We start from the raw sequence: 19279 nt of genomic DNA, 5'->3' as shown, positions 1-19279 counted from the left end.
AACAGGACCCTCGACAAGTCCCATCGTTGCAGGTCAGAAGCACTCTCTGCTTATTCGATCAACCCTCGGACACGACGTCTCGCGAAAGCGCGAGGTTAGGGATTGCCGGGAGATGGGTGAACCGCCGCCCCTGTCGCGGAGCGCGGCGGCTCGCCTCGCAGCAGAACCCGGCCGGTGCAGGGACTGCCGGACGAACGTTCGAGCGGTGGCGTGGGCGTGCAGGGTCCGGACGGGCTCTTGATCCCCATGTCCGACACCCACCCGGCCGCCCCCACCGCCTTGGTGTACCCGCGGAACTGCGCCACATTTCCCGGATGTGTCGCAGTTCCGCCGGTACACCACCTCCGTCGGCACGCCCCCCGCGCACGGGGCCCATCACCGCCCCTCCATCCGTCCGAACACCTCCAGCACCTCCGCGTCGCCCGCCCGGGCGTTGAGGAAGTAGTCCGCCCACTCGGCGATGTCCTCGTACGCCGACTCCCGGGTCAGGCGGCTGATGGCGGACGGGATGTCGAAGTGCGTTCTGCGCAGGTCCACTCCGGGGCCGAGAAGGCACCAGTGGGCGCCGGGACGGCCGTAGGGCATGCCGACGCTGCCGGGGTTGACCACCTGACGGCCCTGGGCGAGGCGGACGTACGGCATGTGGGTGTGGCCGCACACCACCGTGCCGATCGTTTCCGGCAGCTTCTCCCACACCTCCGCCCAGCGGGTGATGGGCGAATCGACGAGCACGACCTCCTCGTCGTTCCTCGGCGTCGCGTGGCAGAACAGGACGTCGCCGAGACCGCGCACCGGGAGTGTCACCGTCAGCGGCAGAGCGGACAGGAAGTCGACCTGTTCGTCGCGGAGCCGGGACGCCGCATACGGGCCGATCGGGTCGGGAATGTCCGTCCGCTCGCCGCGGCGGTACTCGACGAGCTCCCGGTCCGCGTTCCCCGCGACCCACACCACCCGCTCGCCCTCCCGCGCCAGCAGGTCCAGGACCTCGGCCGGCTGCGGGCCCGCCGTGATGTCGCCCGTCACCACGACGCGGTCGGCGGCGGCGACCTCCGGCTCCGCGAGTACCGCTTCCAGGGCGGGCAGTACGCCGTGGATGTCGGAGAGGACCGCCACCCGGTCCAGTACGTCGCTCACTTAGTCGTCCCCCTCCTTGTCGACGGCCTCATCCAGCCCCTCCGCCATCACCTCCGCCAGGTGCCGTGCCCTGACGCCCGCCAGTTGCCGGAGCTGGGTGCGGCAGGAGTAGCCGTCCGCCAGGATCACCGCGTCCGGTGGGGCCGAGCGCACCGCGGGGAGCAGTTGGTCCTCCGCGCAGGCCGTCGAGACGTCGTAGTGGCCCTTCTCGAAGCCGAAGTTGCCCGCGAGGCCGCAGCAGCCGCCGGTGAGTTCGCCGGTCAGGCCCGCCGCCGTGCGCAACCGGCGGTCGGCCGTGTCGCCGAGGACCGCGTGCTGGTGGCAGTGGGTCTGGCCGGCCGCCGGGCGGTCGAGGCGGGGCGGTGCCCAGTCGGGGGCGTGCTTCTCCAGGGCCTGCGCGAACGTCAGCACCGCCGTGGCGAGGCGCTGTGCGCGCGGGTCGTCGTGCAGCAGCTCGGGGAGGTCCGTGCGCAGGGCGGCGGCGCAGCTCGGCTCGAGGACGACAACCGGGGCGCCCGCCGCCAGGACCGGCTCCATCAGGTCCAGGGTGCGGCGCATGACCTTGCGGGCGCGGTCCAGTTGGCCCGTGGAGACGTACGTCAGGCCGCAGCAGACCCGGCCACGGCGGCCCGGCGGCAGAGCGACCCCGAGGCCGGCCGCTTCCAGGACGCGGACCGCCGCGCGGCCCACGGACGGCGCCAGGTGTTCCGTGAAGGTGTCCGGCCAGAGGGCCATCAGGGGGCCGGTCGCGCGGAGGCGCCCGCCCGTCGTGCGCCTCCACCATCGGGTGAACGGCTCCTGTGGCAGCCGGGGGAGCCGGCGCTCGGGCGCGATCCCGGCCAGGCGCTTGGCGAGCGCCGCCAAGGGGTCGGCCGAGGCCAGGGCGTTGACCAATGGGGCCGTGCGGGTGCGGTCCACCGCCCCCAGCCACAGCGGCAGCCATCCCATCGCGTAGTGCGCGGCCGGGCGGCGGCGGCCGGCGTAGTGGTGGTGCAGGAACTCCGCCTTGTACGCGGCCATGTCGACGCCGACCGGGCAGTCCGTACGGCAGCCCTTGCAGGACAGGCACAGGTCGAGGGCGTCCCTGACCTCCGTCGAGCGCCAGCCGTCCCTCACCACCTCGCCCGCCAGCATCTCGTGCAGCAGCCGGGCCCGCCCGCGCGTGGAGTGCTCCTCCGCGCCCGTCGCCCGGAAGGACGGGCACATCACCGAAGAGCCGGACACCGTCGTCGTACGGCACTTGGCGACGCCGACGCACCGGCGGACCGCCGCCGAGAAGTCCCCGCCGTCCGCCGGATAGCCGAAGGCGACCTCGACCGGCTCCCGGGGAAGCACCGCGAACCTCAGGTTCTCGTCCAGGCGGGCCGGGCGGACCAGCATTCCGGGGTTGAGCAGGCCGCGCGGGTCCCACAGGTCCTTGGCGCGGGTGAACAGGGCGACCAGATCGGGGCCGTACATCTTCGGCAGCAGCTCCGCGCGCGCCTGCCCGTCACCGTGCTCCCCCGACAGCGAACCGCCATGGGCGACAACCAGGTCCGCGAGGTCCTCGGAGAAGCGGCGGAATCGGGCGACGCCCTCCTCGGTCAGCAGGTCGAAGTCGATACGGACGTGGATGCAGCCGTCCCCGAAGTGGCCGTACGGGGTGCCGCGCAGGCCGTGGCCGGTCAGGAGGCGGCGGAAGTCCCGGAGGTAGTCGCCGAGCCGGGCGGGCGGCACCGCGCAGTCCTCCCAGCCCGGCCAGGCTTCACTCCCGTCCGGCGTACGGGTCGCCGTACCGGCGGCGTCCTCCCGCAGCCGCCACAGCGCGCGCTGTCCGGCAGGGTCGGTGACCACCGTGGCGTCCGTGACGTCCGCCGCCCGGACGACGGCCTCCGCACGCGCGCGTGCCTCCGCCTCATCCCCGCCGCCCGCCTCCACGAACAGCCAGGCGCCACCGCGCGGCAGCCCCGCCGACGGTGGTACGAGATCGGCGGCCATGCCCTCCACCGTCAGCGGGCCGAGCGGCAGCAGCCCGGCCGCCGCCTGGGCCGCCGCCGTCTCGTCCGCGTACCCCAGCACGGCGAGCGCACGCGCGCGGGGTGCCTCGACGAGGCGGACGACCGCCTCCGTCAGGACGCCCAGCGTGCCCTCGGAGCCGCAGAAGGAACGGGCCACGTCCGCGCCCCTCTCCGGCAGCAGAGCGTCCAGCGCGTATCCGGAGATGCGGCGCGGCAGAGATGGGAAGCCGGTGCGCAGGAGCGCCAACTCCCCCTCCACCAGTGCCCGCAGGCCCTCGGGGGCGCCCTTCCAGTCCCGGCCCAGGGTCAGCGGCTCGCCCCGCGCGGTGAGCACCGACAGCTCCCGTACGTTGTCCGCCGTCGTCCCCCACGCCACCGAGTGCGAGCCGCACGCGTTGTTGCCGATCATCCCGCCCAGCGTGCAGCGGGCGTGGGTGGAGGGGTCCGGGCCGAAGCGCAGGCCGTGCGGGGCGGCGGCCTCCTGGAGGCGGTCCAGGACCAGGCCCGGCTGCACCACCGCCGTGCGCTCCTCGGGGTCCAGGGACACGATCCGGTTCATGTGGCGGGTGAAGTCGAGCACCACGCCCGTGCCCGTCGCCTGCCCGCCGATCGACGTGCCTCCGCCGCGGGCCACGACCGGCACGCCGTGCGCCCGGCACACCGCGAGCGCCGCCGCCACGTCGTCCGCGTCCCGGGGCGCCACCACGCCGAGCGGGACGCGCCGGTAGTTGGACGCGTCCATGGTGTGCAGCGCCCGCGCGGTCGTGTCGAACTCGACCGCACCGCGCACCGCCGCGTGCAGCTCCCGACGCAGCGCACCGACGTCGGCGCCGGCGCCCACCGCCTGCTGCCCTCGCACCCCACGATCCGTCATGCCACCAGCATGCCTGCCGCCACTGACAGTGACCGTCCCGGGGCACACCCCCGAACAACCCCGACCGTCCGAACAGGAGCTGGTGTGACCTCCGCCCCCGTGCCCCTGAGCGGGCCGAGGTTCCAGACCGAACCCGCCGCGCTCTACCGCGAGATGCGGCGCGAGCACGGCGCCGTCACCCCGGTCCTGCAACAAGCCGGTGGTGACGCAGAACGACCTGTTCGAGCTGCCGGTACGGCTCGAGGGCTGAGGCAGGGGTTCCTCGCCCCCGTCCCTGCCCTTCCCGTCCCTGGGGGCTGCGCCCCCAGGACCCCCGCTGTCGGCCTTACGGCCTCGCACGCGAACGCCGAGCGGGCTGAATTCTCAGCCCGCCCGGCATGCGAGGAGCCGGAGCCCGGAAGCAGGCGCCCCGGAGGGCGCGCAGGGGCAGACCGACGGAAGGCCGACTCACGCGGTCCCGCTTCAGTGCTGTGCGCCCTGGGTTTCCCTCGAGCCGGCGACGAGCCCCTGCGTGTCCTGGGCCTGGGCGGTGGACTCCTGAGTGTTCTCCGGCCTGTCGGCGAGCTTGAGCCAGACCACTCCGACGATGATGACGCCCAGCCACAGGGCCTGGACCGGGGTGAGGGTCTCGCCGAAGAAGACCGGGCCGAGCAGCGCCGCGCCGGCTGCCCCGATTCCCGCCCAGACGGCATAGCCGATACCGACGTCGATGGTGCGCAGTGCGACGCTCAGCGCCCAGAGCGTCAGGAGGAAGAACACGACGGCGACCAGTGACCACGTCAGACGGGTGAAGCCGTGGCTGCCGCCGACGGAGAGCGCGTAGCCGACTTCGAATCCTCCGGCGAGGAGGAGCATGAGCCAGGAGTTGGCCGAGGAGCGGTCGGTGTGGGACATGTACCCGGGTCCTTTCGGGGAGACGGATCAGGCGTGGGCGGGATTCCTAGGCGGCACCGCTGAGCTGGAGGCCGACGACCCCCGCGATGATGACGACGATGCCGAGGGCCTTGCGCCAGTTCAGGCGCTGGCCGAAGAGCAGCACTCCGAGAACGGTGATGCCGACACCGGCGATGGACGTCCAGATGGCGTAGCCCACGCCGACGTCGAAGGTCAGCAGTGCCCTGCTGAGGAAGTAGGTCCCGAGCGCGCCGCTGACCAGGGTGATGGCGGTCCACCGGCGGTTCTTGAAGCCTTCGGCCTTGCCGGCTGCGATGGCGACGACGATCTCGAAGATGTCCGCGATGGCGAGGTAGAGCCACTGCATGGCAGTCCTTTCGTTCGGTGAGGGGCAGCGTGTTTCGGGACCGGCTCGCCGTGAGCGACGGTGGCCCGGACGGCGGCGGCAACAGCGGCCAGGCCACACTTCCCCATGACATTTGCTTGTACGTGCATGCTCAGCGCGTCCATAGAGCCACGTCACAAGGCTCTCGAGCAGACAGGTAAAGCTTGCATGAACATGTATCTAGTTGTCAATGCCGCTCGGGAGAGTGCCGCGTGCGACCGGCCCAGGTGATGTACACGCCCCCCGCCCCCGCCGCCACGGCCACCACCACACCGAGCAGGGTCGCGCTCAAGCCGATGCCGACCGCGTCACCGAGGTAGCCCGAGCCGACCGGCAGGAGCCCGGCGAACAGATATCCCCAGGAGCTCAGCGCCGCGTTCGACTCGGCCAGCCGGGCCGCGTCGACCCGGGCACCCAGCAGGGAGAAGCCGCCCAGCTGCCCCATCCCCTGCCCGGCACCGGCGAGGACGGCGGCCGCGAGCAGCAGACCGATCGACCGGCCGTGCACGGCCGACACGACCAGCGCCATGCCCGCGGCGGTCGCCACGGTGGCGGTGGCCAGCAGCCGGCGTGTCGGCCATCCGCTCACCACGAACTGCACCGCGGTCGACGTACCGAACATCACGAACGCCGTGCCGCCCGCCACGATCCGGTTCTCGGTCCCGAGCAGGGCCGCCAGCAGGGACGGGCCGAGCGCGAGCAGGAACGACGTCCCGGTCATGCCCGGCATGTACGCGGCCAGCCCCAGCAGGAGGTCGCGCCTGTTGCGGCGCGGCACGGACGGCAGGCGCAGCCACGGCCCCGTGGCGGGGCGGCGGACGTTCGGCACGTGGCGTACCACCAGGAGCGCCGACAGCAGCAGCACGGCCTCGACGACGAACACCGTCACCGTGGGCGCCGGCAGCGTCTGGGCCACACAGCCCGCCAGCAGCGGGCCGGTGGCCAGGCCGGCGCCCATGGCCACCGACCCGGCGAGCGAGGCCTGCCGACGCCGCTCGGGTCCGCCGACGTCCACCACCGCCGCCATGCCCGCGGCCACCGTGCCGCCCACCGCGAGACCGGTCAGCAACCGGGCGGCCAGCAGCGCGGCGACGCTCGTCGCGGTCGCGTAGAACAGACACGCGAGCAGCGCGCACAGCACGCTCGGCAGCAGCACGGTCCGCCGGCCGCAGCGGTCCGAAAGGGCGCCCGCGACCGGCAGGGCGAGCAGCAGTCCGCCGATGTACATCGCGAAGACCACGGTCAGGGTGCCCGTGGCGAAACCGATCCGGTGCTGCCACAGCACGAACAGCGGGGTCGGCGCGTTCGACAGCATGAACACCGCGGTCAGCGGCCAGGCGGCGCGCCAGATGTCCCCCTGGCCCGCCCGGCTCGTCCCGGTCGGCGACGCGACATGCCGACCCGCCCGTGGCGTACGGGTGGTCCCCATCACGCGGCGGAGCGCAGCAGGGGCAGCAGTTCCTCGGCGGTGCGCTCCAGGGCCGCCCGGTAACGGGGCTCTTGGAGGTCGGCGGTGGGCAACCGAAGCACGAGGTGGCGGGCACCGGCCTCGATGTAGCCGCCGAGCCATTCGGCGACCTGTTCGGCGGTGCCGCCGAAGATCCCCTGGGTGGTGCGCATGGTGGGCAGGTCGAGCCGGTAGTAGGCGCGGAAGTAGGCCTCCAGGGTCTGCTCGGCCTTCTCCCGGCTGTCGTCGACGGCGACCGACAGGTAGACGGCGGCGGTGACGTCGCCCTCGGGACGCCCTGCGGTCCCGGCGGCCTCCCGCACCCGCAGCCAGCCCTTCTCGTAGTTCGCGGCGGTGGTGCTGGTGGGCATCCAGCCGTCGTAGAGCCGCCCCGTGCGCTCCAGCATCTTCTCGCCGGAGTGGGCCATCCACACCGGCGGCCCGCCCGGCCGGCCGGGCACGGGCAGCAGCGCCACGTCGTCGAGGCGGTGGTAGGTGCCCTCGTACGACACGGGGTCGCCCTCGGCGACCCACAGGGCCCGGCAGATCTCGATGGTCTCCCGCATCCGGCCCACCCGCTCCTGGAACGGGACGCCGTACGCCGCGAACTCGGCCTGGGTGGCGGGCGAGGAGAAGCCGGAGCCCAGACCGGCGATCAGGCGGCCGCCGGAGATCCGGTCCAGGCAGGCCAGTTCGTGGGCCAGGTGCACCGGCGGGCGCAGCGGCAGCAGGACGGCGGTACCGAGGCCGACCCGCTCGGTGGTGGTGGCCGCGGCGGTCAGGGCCAGCAGCGGGTTCATCCGGGAGCGGGCCAGCGGGGACTCGCCCGCCCAGATGGAGTCGTAACCCGACGCCTCGATCTTCGCGGCGAGTTCGCCGAGGTGGCTCGGGTAGTCGCCGCGGTCGACGACGGACTCGCGTCCGGGCAGGACGACGCCGATACGCAGGTCGGAGGTGGGCTTGGGCATGGGGGTTCCTCTCGGGCGGTCCGCAGGGCCGGTGCTCGGCGCCGCTGCTGGGTGGGGTCTCGGCCCGGTCGCACGGGCCCGGGTCAGGCGAAGACGGCGTCGATCAGCTCGTGTGCCTGGCGGGGGTTGAGGCGCGGGTCGCACAGGGTCAGGTAGCGCTCGGACAGCAGGTGTTCGGCGACCGGGCCGCCGACGCACTCGGTGACGTCGGCCGGGGTGGTCTCCAGGTGGAGCCCACCGAGATGCTGTCCGTGCCGGTGCAGCTCCCGCCGGACGGTGACGGCCTCGGCGACGGCGTCATCGAGGTGACGGGTCTTGATCCCGGCCGCGGCCGTCACGGTGTTGCCGTGCAGCGGGTCGCTAAGCCACACCACGGGATGACCCGCGCGGCGCACCGCCTCGGCGATCGGTCCGGTGGCGGTGGCCGCGGCCTGTGCGCCCATGCGCAGGATCAGGGTGAGCCGGCCGGGCAGCCGGTGCGGATCGAGGACCCCGCACAGCCGCACCACCTCGTCGGGCGTGGCGGAGGGGCCGATCTTGCAGCCGACGGGGTTGGCCATCGCGGCGAGCAGTTCCACGTGCGCCAGGCCGAGCTGGCGGGTGCGCTCGCCGATCCACGGGAAGTGCGTGGAGGCCAGGTACGGCATACCGGTCGCCACGTCCCGGCGCACCAGCGCGCCCTCGTAGTCCAGCACGAGCGCCTCATGGCTCGCCCACGGCCCGGTGGAGTCCGTGCGCAGCAGGTCGAGGGCGCCGATGACGCGCTCGCTCGCCTCGTAGGCCCGCAGCATCCGGACCGGGTCGTGGCGGCGGGCGGGCGCGGTCGGCTCGTGGGAGTTGATCAGGTGCCCGCGGAAGACGGGCAGGTCCATGCCGTCGGTCCGCTCCGTGGGACGGCTGCGCGGCTTGGCGAACTGGCCGCCCATCCGGCCGATGCGGACCACCGGCCGGCCGGTGCGCGCGGCGATCCGGTCGGCGAGATCGGCGAGCAGTCCGGCCTTGCGCTCGGTGTGATGCGGGGCGCACTCACGGATGTCCTCGGCGCAGTCGCCGGTCTGCAACAGCACGGCCCGGCCCAGCGCCACCTCGGCGAGCTGCCCGCGCAGGGTCCGCACGTCCCGCGCCGACGTGAGCGCGGGCGCGCCGCGCAGCTCCGCGCGCACCCGGGGCAGGTCGGGGTGGGCGCCCCAGTGGGGCTGTTGTTCGGCGGGGAGCAGGTCCCACACCGCGGGGGTGGTGGTCTCCGGCGCGGACAGCGAGGGAGACTCGCTCATCGGGTCCACTCCGGTCCGGGGACCAGGCCTTCGATCTCCACGAGCAGGTCGTCGCGGCACACGGCCACGTTCAGGTACACGGTCTCCGCGTCGGGACCGAGCGCCTCCCGGCAGCGGGCGCGCACCACCGCGAGGTCCTCCTCGTGGCGGACGTACACCTTCACCAGGCGCAGGTCCTTCAGCTCGTGGCCGCTCCGCAGGCCGGCCGCGGCCAGGTTGGGGCCGCTGATCAGCTCGGCGATGTTCTCCAGGACCACCTCGGTCTGCCGGGCGACGTCGCCGCGGTGCACGGTCTCGTGGCCGAGGATGCTCGCGGTGCCGGAGACGAACAGCGTGCCGCCGGTGGGTGCGTCGGCCGGTTCCAGCAGGGTGGCTCGGGCGAAGCTCGGCGGCTTCGGTCCGTACTGCTCGGGGTAGTGGTAGGCGGGCGTCTGCCGCTGGTTCTCCACGTGCCGGGGGCGGCCGTCGCGGCAGGCGATCAGAGTGAAGGAGATGCCCTCGCCGCGGGTGCCGATGCCGGTGGCGGCCGGCATGTGGCCGGTGCCGTCGCCGTAGGAGGCGAAGGCCTCGGCGCGTCCTGCCACGAAGTCCCGGTAGATCTCCATGCCCTCGGCGTTGGTGCCGATGATGTCGCCGACGAAGTTCCACATCCGGAAGATGTGCGGGTAGCCGAGGTCGGAGACGAGTGCGAAGGCGGCCTCGTAGGTGGCGCGGACCGTGGGCGCGTAGACCGGCAGCGGGTCGATGGTGCCGGAGACGAAGAGGTGTTCGCCGTCGTGGGCGAAGGCCAGGCCGTCACGGGTGCCGAAGACCGGTTCGGCGGTGGTGGTCCACACCTCGCGGAAGGCGTCGAAGCCGGGCGAGGACATGGGGATGGCCAGCTCGGGGTGGCCCTGGGGGGTGAGGGCGAGGCCGGAGTGCTCGCCGAAGGCCACCGTGGCGAGGACGTGGCGGCCGAGGACCGGCTGGGGGGTGCCGTCGAGGGGGGCGAAGTAGGCCTGTAAGCCGGGGTGCTGGGACATGGCTGATGCCTTTCCGTGCGTGGGGGGCGGCCCGGAGGCCGCCGGTGACGGGCCCGTGCGAGGGGTGCCGCACGGGCCCGGGTGGTTCAGCCGGCCGCGCCGGCGTAACGCGGCCGCGGTTCCTCGGGCGCGAATGAGGGGGCGGTCTCGCTGCCGTGCGCGTAGCGGCGGAAGCCCGGTACGAGCTCGGCCTGGCGCAGCGCGCCGCGGTACAGGACCAGGCCGTGGACGGTGGTGCCGTCGTCACGCCAGCAGACCAGCGGCAGGCCGTAGGTGTCTCCCTCGGGGGTGCCGAACAGGGCGATGTGGCCGTCGGCCGCCAGCAGGCTCATGACGCACCGCTCCCGGGTGCCGTGTCGAACAGCCGCCCGTAACCGGTGATCCGGGCTGCGGCCTCACCCGCGCCGGCCAGGTGCAGGGCGTGCCAGAACAGCACCTGGTTGGCGGTCAGGACGGCGAAGTCCAGCTCCTTCTCCAGGGCGTTGATGACGCCGACCGCGCGGATGCCGTTGCCGGCGACCAGGACGGCGTCGGGCCGGTGGCGGGCGACGGTGGTGCGGATCCAGTCGGACAGGGCCTCGGGCGTGATCAGCTTCTGGTTGCTGGGCAGGCCGCACGGGCCGTGGTGGACGACCGTGAATCCCTGCTCGGTGAAGTAGTCGGCGCCGAGCCCGGAGAGCCGGTCGTCGAACCACGGCGGGTTGACGATCGCCACCTTGCGGGCGCCGAGCGCGGTGAAGCCGGTGACGGCGGCCGCGGTGGTGCCGGTGAGCGGGATGCCCCGGGTACGGCGCGCCAGCCGGTCGAACAGCTCTTTCTCACCGCTCGCGCCGAGCACATAGGCGGAGCTGGTGAAGCCGAGCGCGATCACGTCGAGCGGGGACGCCGCGAGCAGTTCCACCGCGTCGTCGATGAGCGGCGGCTCCACGAAGGCGCGCACGGGGTCGTGCGGGATCTTCGGGTCCATCTCGCCGCCGGGGCGCATCGCCGCGAAGTGCACGCGTGAGCCGTGGACGAAGACGTCGTCGGGGGCGATGGCCTGGAACTCCGACTCCGGGCCGACGTCCGCGTGCGGTACGACCACGCCCACCCGGGCCCGGGCCTCCCAGCCGTCCTTCTCGGCCTGGACGTTGCTCATGTTGGTCACTCCTTCCGGGGTCAGGCCTTCGCCTCGGCGGCCAGCGAGCCGCCGCGGACCGTGCCGGTGCCGCTGCCGTCCAGGAAGCGGGGGTGCTTGCGGCGCATCTGGGACATGACGAACTCGTAGGGCACGTCGTCGAAGTCGCCGTGGTCGGCGACGAACTCCATGTTCTTCTCGCCCTGGTCGTCGAAGGGGTGGTGCACGCTGTCGGCGGTGCCGTCGAACTCCAGCGGCGTCATCCCGTACAGACGGCAAAGGATCTTGTTGAAGACCGGGGTGGCCTTCACCCATCTGCCGTCCAGGTGGACGGTGTTGAGGCCGTGGAAGAAGACGTCTCCGCCGATGTGGGCGCGCAGCCGGTCGGAGGCGAGGTGGTTGCGCACGTCGCCGTAGTGCAGACGGGCGGGGATGCCCACGGCCCGGCAGGCCGCCGCGTACAGCACGGACTTGTGCAGGCAGAAGCCCTTCTTCGTGGTCGCGACGTGGCTGGCCCGCAGTCCCTCCGGGGACAGATCGGCCCCGTACACCTCGTAGAAGACGTCGTCGCGGACCGCGTAGTACAGCTCGACGGCGAGCCGGCGCTTGTCGGCGGCCCGGTCGGCGACCGCGTGGTCGACGAAGGCCTGGACGGCGTCCGTCTCGTAGTCCAGGAATGCGGTGGGCGCGGTGAGCCGGGCGTGCTCGGCACTCGTGATGGCGTTCATGGTCCCCCTTTCGTCAGCGCTGCCCGCTCACAGGCCCAGCAGGGCGGCGATGCGGTTGCGCTGGATCTCGCTGGTGCCGGAGTAGATGGTTCCGCCGACGGCGTTGCGCACGTCGCGCTCGATGCCGGTGCCGGTCAGATAGCCCTGGCCGCCGAAGATCTGCACCGCGTCCAGAGCGGTGCTCTTGTTGGCCTCGCTGACCACGGCCTTGGTCGCGGCGATGTCGATCGCCGCGTCCTGGCCGGCCTCGACCTTGGCGCCGGTGTCGGTGAGCCACTTGCGTGAGGTCTCCACCGCGATCTTCATGTCGGCGATCCGGTGTGAGACGCCCTGGAACCGGCCGATCGGCTGGTCGAACTGGCGGCGTGTCCGGGCGTGGCGGATCACCCGCTCCAGGCGGTGGCTCATCTCTCCGAGCGTGAGGGAGAAGGAGAACAGGATCTCCCGCTTCATCACGTGGTCGAGGATCAGGAAGCCGGCGCCCTCCTGGCCGATGCGGCGGGTGGCGGGCACCCGCAGGCCCTCGAAGGTCACCTCGCTCAGCGGGGAGGTGCGCAGTCCCATCTTGGCCAGCGGTTCACCGACCCTGAGGCCGGGGGTGTCCCGCTCGACGAGAAAGACGCTCAGGCCGAAGGGGCCGGGGTCGCCGGTACGCACGTACAGGAGGAACAGGTCGGCGATCGGCGCGTTGGTGATGAACATCTTGCCGCCGTCGATGACGTAGTCGTCGCCGTCACGTCGCGCGGTGGTGGTGATGTTCAGGGCGTCCGAGCCGTGTTCCGGCTCGGTGATGGCATGTGCCGTGATCAGCTCGCCGGAGATGATCCGTGGCAGGAAACGGGACTTGAGCTCCTCGCCGGCGAACGCCTGGAGGGGTACGCCGACGCTGACGATCTGGGTGGAGGTGGAGAAGCCGAGGCCTGCGTCCCGGCAGGTGTGGCCGAGTCCCTCCAGGGCGCGCATCGTCTCGGTCAGGGTGCCGCCTCTGCCGCCGTAACGCGTCTCGAAGGGGACCGCCAGGATTCCCGAGCGCCGGATGGTCTTCCACTTCTCCCAAGGGAATTCGGCGCGGGCATCGAACTCCTCGACGTCACGGTTGAGTTCCTCTGCCCAAGGGGCGGCGAGTTCATAGGGATCGGGGGCGGGATCGGGGGTCTGTGGAGCGGACTGCGCGAATGCGGATGTCATGGCTGTGCCGGCCTTCCGGTACGTGGTGAGCTGAGGGGCCGGGGCCCGTCGGCGTGCGGGCCCCGGAAACACGTGACTCAGTACTGGGAGAAGCCGTCGGGGGACAGCGTGTGCTTCTCGTCGCCGCGCAGGGCCGGACTGAAGATGGATATCAGCCGCAGGTCCTCGTAGTCGGACGCCACGAGGTGGTGCGCGTCGTGCTCGTTGAGGGCGTAGATGGTGCCCTCCGTTATCTTGAAGCGCGTCCCGTCCTTGGTTATGACTTCGCCGGAACCACCGGTGCAGTAGCAGGCCTCCAGGTGCCGGCGGTACTGCAGTGCACTCGAGGTGCCCTTGCGGACCAGGGTCTCGCACACCGTGAAGCCCATGCCGTCGGCCTCGGTCAGCAGACGGTGGCTGGTACCGTTGCCCCACTCCACGGGGACGACGTCACTGATGCTCCGAACGATCATGACAAAACTCCTTCTCGATGTGTGGGTTTCGCTTCTCCGGGGTTCTCCCGGAAGATCAGGCGGCAGCCCGGTTCGCGTTCTCGACGAAGGCGACGATGGCGCCGATGCTGCGGAAGTGCTCCGGCTTCAGCGGGATGTCGTCGATGGGAATCGCGTAGGCACTGGAGAGGTGCGAGACGATCCTGACCAGTCCGAGACTGTCGACGACTCCGCTGTCGATCAGGTCGAATTCGGTGGTCAGGTCGGAGGTGTCCTCTCCGTCGAGGAATTCGGTGACGACATAGCCGCGGATCTCGTCCGTCAGCGTGCTCATGCGTGGTTTCCCTTCTGGCGCAGCGCCTTGATGAGGTTGCGGTCGGGTTTTCCGGTCGCGGTGCGCGGCAGGGGTGTGTCGCCCACCTGGACCGAGGAGGGGATGGCGTGCCGGGGCAGGTGCGCGGCGCTGTGGGTGCGCAGACGCAGGGAGGTGAGCGTGGTGCCGGGCCGCCGGGTCACCTGGGCGTGCAGCCGGTAGCCCGCCTCCGGGTCGGGGAGGGCCACCACGGCGGCCTCGGCGACGTCCGGATGGGCGGCCAGGACGTTCTCGACCTCCTGGACGTTGGTGCGCACACCGCGGACCTTGACCTGGAAGTCGGTCCGCCCGTCGAGCCAGTGCAGGCCCTCGGAGTCCCGGGAGACGACGTCGCCGGTCCGGTAGAACACCTCGGGTCCGCCGTCGGGCGCGGGGACGAACACGCCTTCGTTGCGCTCGCGTTGCAGGTAGCCCGCGGTCTGGAACGGGGTCGACACGAAGAGTTCACCCTTGCCGGGCCCGTCGAGGACCTTCCCCTCGTCGTCGAGCAGCAGGGCCCGCACGCCCGGCAGCGGACGGCCGATCGGGGTCTTCTCCCCCGCGGCGGCGGGGTCGACGTCGTGGAGGAAGCTGTCGTTGGTCTCGGTGCAGCCGAAGACGTTGTGGAAGCGGGCACCGGGGAAGGCCGCGCCCAGCCGGGCCAGCAGCGGAGGCGGCATCGCGTCTCCGGTGAAGATCACGGTGCGGACGTGCGGGTGCCGGGCGTCGTCCTGGGTGAGCAGCCGGTACAGCATGGGGACGCCCTGCACGAAGGTGACCTCGTGCTCCGCGAGCAGGTCCCGCAGGTGGCGGGCGTCGGTGCTGGAGTCCTGCTCGACGAGCACGACGGCGGCGCCGAGCCGGAGCCCGGTCCAGACGTCGAGCAGCGAGAGGTCGAAGTTGAGCGGGGCGTAACTGAGCAGCGTGTCCCGCTCGGTGAGGTGGAAGCGTTCGGTGGCCCATGCGGCGAACCGGTCGAAGCCGTCGGCCGCGATGGGCACGATCTTGGGCGTTCCGGTGGATCCGGAGGTGGTGAGCAGCAGGCGGGCGGCGGTGGGGTCGACGGCGTCGAATCCGCGGGCGGCCGCCTCGTCCTGCGGGACGTCGTCGTGGTGGAGCGCACCCTGGTCGTCCACGGTGAGGACCACGGAGCACCGGGCCTGCACGGTGAGCGTTTCCAGGACCGCGGCGCCCAGCCCGGGCGAAGGGGTGAGGACGGCGTAGCCGGCCCGGAAGGCCCCGATGAGCAGGGCGATGGTCTCCGGCGTCTTGTGTGCGGGTACGCACAGCGGGCGGCTGGGGTCGAGGCCCAGGCGGTCCAGCGCGGCGGCCAGTTCCCCGGCGAGGTCGACGAGCCGGCGATACGTCGTACGCCGCCCGCGCCACACCAGGGCCACGGCCTCGGGCCGGTGCCGCGCATGCTCCGCCAATGCGTCGCAGAGGCATAAGGATGGCATGGTTCCCCCTAGTTCATCCCGGTTTCGACGGGAAGAGTGATCTCCGCTGCAAGGGGGGTGACGGCGCATGAGGCGCGCCGAAATGCCGCGCCCGGAGACCGGCGCCCATCAGGCCGAGCCGGCTCCGGCCACGTCCCCCGTGGCGGTTCGGTCATTCACCGTAGCGGCAATGCATGCAGAGTCAAGCATGTATTTGCTGCAACGGGCGTGACAGAAGTCACGTCGGGCCATGGGGCGACCCTGCTTCATGAAGTATTCATTTCAAAGGGATTAAAAACGCACTACCGAAGCATCAAAGGCGTCACGGGTCGCTCCACCTCAGAAAGAGGGCGTTTGCCGTCGGCTGCCGCACCGGCGTCCGGAAACGCCGAGAGCCGCCCCGAAAAACCGGGCGGCTCTCGATCGGGCCATACAGGGGGAGTGTCGGCGGAAGCCGACGAAGCGCAGGTCAGACGCCGCTGCGCAGCGCCTGGACGATGCGGGCGAGCTCGGGGACGGCTCCCGCGGTGTTCAGTGCCGCGCTCAGCACCTCGCCGTAGGTGCCGCGGGCGGCGGCATAGCGCTGCCGGCCCTCGTCGGTGATCACCGCGTACACCCCGCGTTTGTCGTCGGGACACAGGTCCCGGAAGGCGAATCCGGCCGTGCTCAGGCGGCCGACCAGGCGCGTCACCGAACTCTGGCCGAGACCTACCTTGTCCGCCAGGTCCTGCATGCGCAGCTCGCCGTCGGCGGCCTGGGCCAGGCATTCCAGGGCGCGAAATTCGGACAGGCCGATGCCGTGCTTGCGCTGCAGCACCTGGGTCAGCTGGCGCTCGACATGCGCGAACAGAGTGAGCACCCTGTTCCACATGGCTTGGTCAGAGGAAGCAGTGGGCGCGTGAGGGATGGTTGTCATCTGGGGTACCGGCTCCTCCCAAGCGGCGTTGACAACAAGATACATGTTCATGCAATCTTTTGCTCCATCCCTTCGATTCCTCAGGAGGTCGTCTCACATAGGGATTACTTGTACGCACAAGCAAGCAGATGAGGGGCGCACTCATGCCGGAGAACGCGGAGTACCCCGCAGGCGGTTCCCTCCGCCGAGGCCGCCCGGCTGCCGTGGCCCTCGCTCTTGGAGATCATGTCCGCGCTGAGCACCCGCACCGCCGAGAGCTGCGCCCGGAGGATCGCCTCGGCCGGGCTTCTCTCCTTCGCCTCGATCACCGGCGGCGCCCTTCCGCTCCGCCCGACCGCCCTCTGACAGGAGTGCAGCCATGACACCCACCGAGAGCCGGCTGGCCGAATACGTCCAGGAAGCGGTGCGAATCAGCAGAGAGCACGTCGCCGAGGGCGGCATCCCCTTCTCGGGGATCGTCGTCAACCACGGGCAGATCCTGGCCACCGGTTTCAACCGCGTGCGCGAGGACGACGACCCCACCGCCCACGCCGAGGTCGTCGCGCTGCGCAAGGCGGCGGCCGAACGAGGGGTGTGGGCCACCGCCGGAGCCACGCTGATCGCCTCCGGCGAGCCGTGCGCCCTGTGCTACATGGCGTCGTTGTACTTCAGCGTCAGCCATGTCGTGTACGCCGTCGACCGCAAGACGGCCGCGCAGTACGGCTTCGACTACTCGGGCTCGTACTCGATCTTCGCGAAGGACCCGGTCGACTGGCCGGTGAAGGTGACGTACCTGCAGGTGCCGGACGCGACGAAGCCGTTCGAGGAGTACCTCATGAGCAAGGGGAGGCTGGGATGAGCGACGCGACGAACGACCGGGTGAGCGTGAAGGTCTGGTCGGACTACGTCTGTCCGTACTGCATGCTCGCCGAGGGGCCGCTGCACGAGGCCACGCACGATCTGGACGTCGACATCGAGTGGATGCCGTTCGAACTGCGGCCGTACCCGAAGCCGACGCTGCGGCCCGAGGACGAGTACCTGCCCGCGGTGTGGGCGAGTTCGGTCTATCCCATGGCCCGCCGGATGGGGGTGGACATCACCCTGCCCACCGTCTCGCCACAGCCGTACACCCGGCTGGCGTTCGAGGGGTACCAGTACGCGGCCGAGCACGGCAAGGCGGCCGCGTACACCCCGCGCATGCTGCGGGCGTTCTTCCAGGAGAACCAGGACATCGGCCGGCTGGAGGTGCTCACCGCCATCGCGGACGAACTCGGCCTCGACGCCGACGACTACGCACGGGCGCTGGAGGAGGGCACCTACCGGGAGACCCACCAGGAGGCGCTGCGCACCGCGGAGGCGTACCGCATCTCGGTCGTTCCCACGATCGTCGTCAACGACCGGCACCGCATCGAGGGCGTGCCGAACGCGGCCCGGCTGCGCAAGGCGATCCTCGACGAACAGGCCTCCCTGGCCGTCGTCCAGGGCAACGCCTGCGGGATCGACGGCTGCTGAACCGCGGCGACCGCCCCCAGGATCGCCGCAGTTCCGAGCCACCGCCCACCGTGCCGAAGGCCGGTGCGTGGTGCCCACTTCCCGGAAGACTCCGGGAAGCCCGACGGACGGCCCGGATTCCCCCGACGGGCCGTCCGTCTCGGCCTGCCCGCACACCGCCCCTACGACGGAGCGGAGCCGTCCGCCGGATCCGCGAGATCCGCACCGCCGGAAGCAGCTCGTGACGGAGCAGGGGACGCAGTCCCCGACGGAGGCACAGGGGGACGCAGTCCCCCCGGCCCCGTCCGGGTTCCAGGGGCCGGGCACTGGCGGGGTCGGAGGGGCGGAGCCCTTGGAGGACGGGAAGAGAAAGGGGTGGCGGGGGCGGTTCACCCCCTCGGGGGACACCCCGTCTCAGCCGACGGACCACGTTTCGCCCAGGTTTCCTCCAGCGGCTACGCTCCCGTCCGTGGCTGATATCCAGATCCCTGACGACATCAAGCCCGCCGATGGTCGTTTCGGCGCGGGTCCCTCCAAGGTGCGGGTCGAGGCGCTGGACGCCCTCGCCGCCACGGGTAGCTCCCTGCTCGGCACGTCCCACCGCCAGGCCCCGGTCAAGAACCTGGTCGGCAAGGTGCGCGAGGGTGTCCGCGAGCTGTTCCAGCTCCCCGACGGCTACGAGGTCGTCCTGGGCAACGGCGGGTCCACCGCGTTCTGGGACATCGCGACCCACGGCCTGATCGAGAACAAGTCGCAGCACCTCAGCTTCGGCGAGTTCTCCTCGAAGTTCGCCAAGGCGGCCAAGCTCGCCCCCTGGCTCGCCGAGCCCACCGTCGTCGCCACCGACCCCGGCACCCACCCCGAGCCGCAGGCCGAGGCGGGCGTCGACGTCTACGCCTTCACGCACAACGAGACGTCGACCGGCGTCGCCATGCCGATCAAGCGCGTCGAGGGTGCCGACGAAGGCGCGCTGGTCCTCGTGGACGCCACCTCCGGCGCCGGCGGCCTCCCGGTCGACATCGCCGAGACCGACGTCTACTACTTCGCCCCGCAGAAGTCCTTCGCCTCCGACGGCGGCCTGTGGATCGGTGTCTTCTCCCCGGCCGCGATCGAGCGCGCCGAGCGCATCCACGCCTCTGGCCGCCACATCCCGGAGTTCTTCAGCCTCCCCACGGCGATCGACAACTCCCGCAAGAACCAGACGTACAACACCCCGGCCCTCGCCACCCTGTTCCTGCTCAACGAGCAGCTGGAGTGGATCAACGGCCAGGGCGGCCTGGACTGGGCGGTCCGCCGCACCGCCACCTCGGCGCGCACGCTGTACGGCTGGGCCGAGGACGTCAAGTTCGCGACCCCGTTCGTCACCGACCCGGCCAAGCGCTCCCAGGTGATCGGCACGATCGACTTCTCGGACGAGATCGACGCCGCCGCCGTCGCCAAGGTCCTGCGCGCCAACGGCATCGTCGACACCGAGCCGTACCGCAAGCTGGGCCGCAACCAGCTCCGCATCGCGATGTTCCCGGCGATCGAGCCGACGGACATCGAGGCGCTGACGAAGTGCGTCGACTACGTGATCGAGAAGCTGTAGGGCTCAGCCGACTTCATGCGTACGACGGAAGGGGCGTCCGGTGTCACCGGGCGCCCCT

Annotated in this window: 19 protein-coding genes; 3 read left to right on the top strand and 16 right to left on the bottom strand. The window is 71.5% G+C overall.

Annotated elements, in window-relative coordinates:
* Positions 1-375 precede the first annotated feature (375 nt).
* The 16 genes from ACFYZE_RS31685 to ACFYZE_RS31610 form a co-directional block, all read right to left on the bottom strand.
* Positions 376-1134: a metallophosphoesterase family protein gene (locus tag ACFYZE_RS31685; RefSeq protein ID WP_389001638.1), complete on the bottom strand. Its 759-nt coding sequence runs from the start codon at positions 1132-1134 to the stop codon at positions 376-378.
* Positions 1135-4005, bottom strand: coding sequence for an FAD-binding and (Fe-S)-binding domain-containing protein (locus ACFYZE_RS31680; protein WP_389001635.1), 2871 nt, complete (start codon positions 4003-4005; stop codon positions 1135-1137). It lies immediately after the preceding gene.
* A 462-nt stretch (positions 4006-4467) separates the two neighbouring features.
* Complete coding sequence (locus ACFYZE_RS31675; RefSeq protein ID WP_389001632.1) at positions 4468-4899, bottom strand: DMT family transporter; 432 nt, start codon at positions 4897-4899, stop codon at positions 4468-4470.
* 46 nt (positions 4900-4945) lie between these two features.
* On the bottom strand, positions 4946-5266 hold the full coding sequence (locus ACFYZE_RS31670; RefSeq protein WP_366030195.1) for an SMR family transporter: 321 nt from the start codon (positions 5264-5266) through the stop codon (positions 4946-4948).
* Between the two features lie 205 nt (positions 5267-5471).
* Positions 5472-6713: an MFS transporter gene (locus ACFYZE_RS31665; RefSeq protein WP_389001656.1), complete on the bottom strand. Its 1242-nt coding sequence runs from the start codon at positions 6711-6713 to the stop codon at positions 5472-5474.
* Positions 6713-7699: an LLM class flavin-dependent oxidoreductase gene (locus ACFYZE_RS31660; RefSeq protein ID WP_389001629.1), complete on the bottom strand. Its 987-nt coding sequence runs from the start codon at positions 7697-7699 to the stop codon at positions 6713-6715. Before ACFYZE_RS31660 ends, ACFYZE_RS31665 begins: the two co-directional genes overlap by 1 nt.
* A gap of 83 nt (positions 7700-7782) precedes the next feature.
* Positions 7783-8973, bottom strand: a complete 1191-nt coding sequence (locus ACFYZE_RS31655; protein ID WP_389001627.1) for a 3-deoxy-7-phosphoheptulonate synthase — start codon at positions 8971-8973, stop codon at positions 7783-7785.
* Complete coding sequence (locus tag ACFYZE_RS31650) at positions 8970-9995, bottom strand: FkbO/Hyg5 family chorismatase (protein ID WP_389001624.1); 1026 nt, start codon at positions 9993-9995, stop codon at positions 8970-8972. The genes ACFYZE_RS31655 and ACFYZE_RS31650 overlap by 4 nt, the downstream gene beginning before the upstream one ends.
* A gap of 86 nt (positions 9996-10081) precedes the next feature.
* On the bottom strand, positions 10082-10327 hold the full coding sequence (locus ACFYZE_RS31645) for a DUF6253 family protein (RefSeq protein ID WP_389001622.1): 246 nt from the start codon (positions 10325-10327) through the stop codon (positions 10082-10084).
* A complete protein-coding gene (locus ACFYZE_RS31640; protein ID WP_389001620.1) occupies positions 10324-11133 on the bottom strand; it encodes a maleate cis-trans isomerase in 810 nt (269 codons plus the stop codon). Before ACFYZE_RS31640 ends, ACFYZE_RS31645 begins: the two co-directional genes overlap by 4 nt.
* A 20-nt stretch (positions 11134-11153) precedes the next feature.
* Positions 11154-11840 carry a transglutaminase family protein gene (locus ACFYZE_RS31635; RefSeq protein ID WP_389001618.1) on the bottom strand — a complete coding sequence of 229 codons (687 nt, stop codon included), beginning with the start codon at positions 11838-11840 and terminating at the stop codon, positions 11154-11156.
* Between the two features lie 27 nt (positions 11841-11867).
* Positions 11868-13028: an acyl-CoA dehydrogenase family protein gene (locus tag ACFYZE_RS31630; protein ID WP_389001615.1), complete on the bottom strand. Its 1161-nt coding sequence runs from the start codon at positions 13026-13028 to the stop codon at positions 11868-11870.
* Between the two features lie 77 nt (positions 13029-13105).
* Positions 13106-13480 carry an ectoine synthase gene (locus ACFYZE_RS31625; RefSeq protein WP_389001612.1) on the bottom strand — a complete coding sequence of 125 codons (375 nt, stop codon included), beginning with the start codon at positions 13478-13480 and terminating at the stop codon, positions 13106-13108.
* A gap of 55 nt (positions 13481-13535) precedes the next feature.
* Entirely contained in the window at positions 13536-13793 is a 258-nt protein-coding gene (locus tag ACFYZE_RS31620; protein ID WP_389001609.1) for an acyl carrier protein, read from the bottom strand.
* Complete coding sequence (locus ACFYZE_RS31615; protein ID WP_389001606.1) at positions 13790-15241, bottom strand: AMP-binding protein; 1452 nt, start codon at positions 15239-15241, stop codon at positions 13790-13792. Before ACFYZE_RS31615 ends, ACFYZE_RS31620 begins: the two co-directional genes overlap by 4 nt.
* A 475-nt stretch (positions 15242-15716) precedes the next feature.
* Positions 15717-16163 carry a MarR family winged helix-turn-helix transcriptional regulator gene (locus tag ACFYZE_RS31610; RefSeq protein WP_389001603.1) on the bottom strand — a complete coding sequence of 149 codons (447 nt, stop codon included), beginning with the start codon at positions 16161-16163 and terminating at the stop codon, positions 15717-15719.
* 358 nt (positions 16164-16521) lie between these two features.
* Between ACFYZE_RS31610 and ACFYZE_RS31605 the strand changes: the two genes are divergently transcribed.
* The 3 genes from ACFYZE_RS31605 to serC all read left to right on the top strand — a co-directional run bounded on the left by ACFYZE_RS31605 (position 16522) and on the right by serC (position 19221).
* Complete coding sequence (locus tag ACFYZE_RS31605; RefSeq protein WP_389001600.1) at positions 16522-17001, top strand: nucleoside deaminase; 480 nt, start codon at positions 16522-16524, stop codon at positions 16999-17001.
* Positions 16998-17654, top strand: coding sequence for a DsbA family protein (locus tag ACFYZE_RS31600; protein WP_389001596.1), 657 nt, complete (start codon positions 16998-17000; stop codon positions 17652-17654). Before ACFYZE_RS31605 ends, ACFYZE_RS31600 begins: the two co-directional genes overlap by 4 nt.
* 448 nt (positions 17655-18102) lie before the next feature.
* Positions 18103-19221: a phosphoserine transaminase gene (gene serC / locus ACFYZE_RS31595; RefSeq protein ID WP_389001593.1), complete on the top strand. Its 1119-nt coding sequence runs from the start codon at positions 18103-18105 to the stop codon at positions 19219-19221.
* The last annotated feature ends 58 nt before the right edge of the window (positions 19222-19279 follow it).

This window comes from Streptomyces sp. NPDC001796, from assembly GCF_042892355.1.
Taxonomy (GTDB): Bacteria; Actinomycetota; Actinomycetes; order Streptomycetales; family Streptomycetaceae; genus Streptomyces.
This window is presented reverse-complemented; position numbering and strand designations above follow the sequence as displayed.

What these genes read in the sequence shown, in the direction of transcription:
- ACFYZE_RS31605 (WP_389001600.1), top strand. Translation starts at nt 16,522, where the DNA reads ATGACACCCACCGAGAGCCGGCTGGCCGAATACGTCCAGGAAGCGGTG.
- ACFYZE_RS31645 (WP_389001622.1), bottom strand. Translation starts at nt 10,327, where the DNA reads ATGAGCCTGCTGGCGGCCGACGGCCACATCGCCCTGTTCGGCACCCCC.
- ACFYZE_RS31600 (WP_389001596.1), top strand. Translation starts at nt 16,998, where the DNA reads ATGAGCGACGCGACGAACGACCGGGTGAGCGTGAAGGTCTGGTCGGAC.
- ACFYZE_RS31680 (WP_389001635.1), bottom strand. Translation starts at nt 4,005, where the DNA reads ATGACGGATCGTGGGGTGCGAGGGCAGCAGGCGGTGGGCGCCGGCGCC.
- ACFYZE_RS31610 (WP_389001603.1), bottom strand. Translation starts at nt 16,163, where the DNA reads ATGACAACCATCCCTCACGCGCCCACTGCTTCCTCTGACCAAGCCATG.
- ACFYZE_RS31665 (WP_389001656.1), bottom strand. Translation starts at nt 6,713, where the DNA reads ATGGGGACCACCCGTACGCCACGGGCGGGTCGGCATGTCGCGTCGCCG.
- ACFYZE_RS31630 (WP_389001615.1), bottom strand. Translation starts at nt 13,028, where the DNA reads ATGACATCCGCATTCGCGCAGTCCGCTCCACAGACCCCCGATCCCGCC.
- ACFYZE_RS31620 (WP_389001609.1), bottom strand. Translation starts at nt 13,793, where the DNA reads ATGAGCACGCTGACGGACGAGATCCGCGGCTATGTCGTCACCGAATTC.
- ACFYZE_RS31640 (WP_389001620.1), bottom strand. Translation starts at nt 11,133, where the DNA reads ATGAGCAACGTCCAGGCCGAGAAGGACGGCTGGGAGGCCCGGGCCCGG.
- ACFYZE_RS31635 (WP_389001618.1), bottom strand. Translation starts at nt 11,840, where the DNA reads ATGAACGCCATCACGAGTGCCGAGCACGCCCGGCTCACCGCGCCCACC.
- ACFYZE_RS31675 (WP_389001632.1), bottom strand. Translation starts at nt 4,899, where the DNA reads ATGTCCCACACCGACCGCTCCTCGGCCAACTCCTGGCTCATGCTCCTC.
- ACFYZE_RS31650 (WP_389001624.1), bottom strand. Translation starts at nt 9,995, where the DNA reads ATGTCCCAGCACCCCGGCTTACAGGCCTACTTCGCCCCCCTCGACGGC.
- ACFYZE_RS31625 (WP_389001612.1), bottom strand. Translation starts at nt 13,480, where the DNA reads ATGATCGTTCGGAGCATCAGTGACGTCGTCCCCGTGGAGTGGGGCAAC.
- ACFYZE_RS31670 (WP_366030195.1), bottom strand. Translation starts at nt 5,266, where the DNA reads ATGCAGTGGCTCTACCTCGCCATCGCGGACATCTTCGAGATCGTCGTC.
- ACFYZE_RS31660 (WP_389001629.1), bottom strand. Translation starts at nt 7,699, where the DNA reads ATGCCCAAGCCCACCTCCGACCTGCGTATCGGCGTCGTCCTGCCCGGA.
- ACFYZE_RS31655 (WP_389001627.1), bottom strand. Translation starts at nt 8,973, where the DNA reads ATGAGCGAGTCTCCCTCGCTGTCCGCGCCGGAGACCACCACCCCCGCG.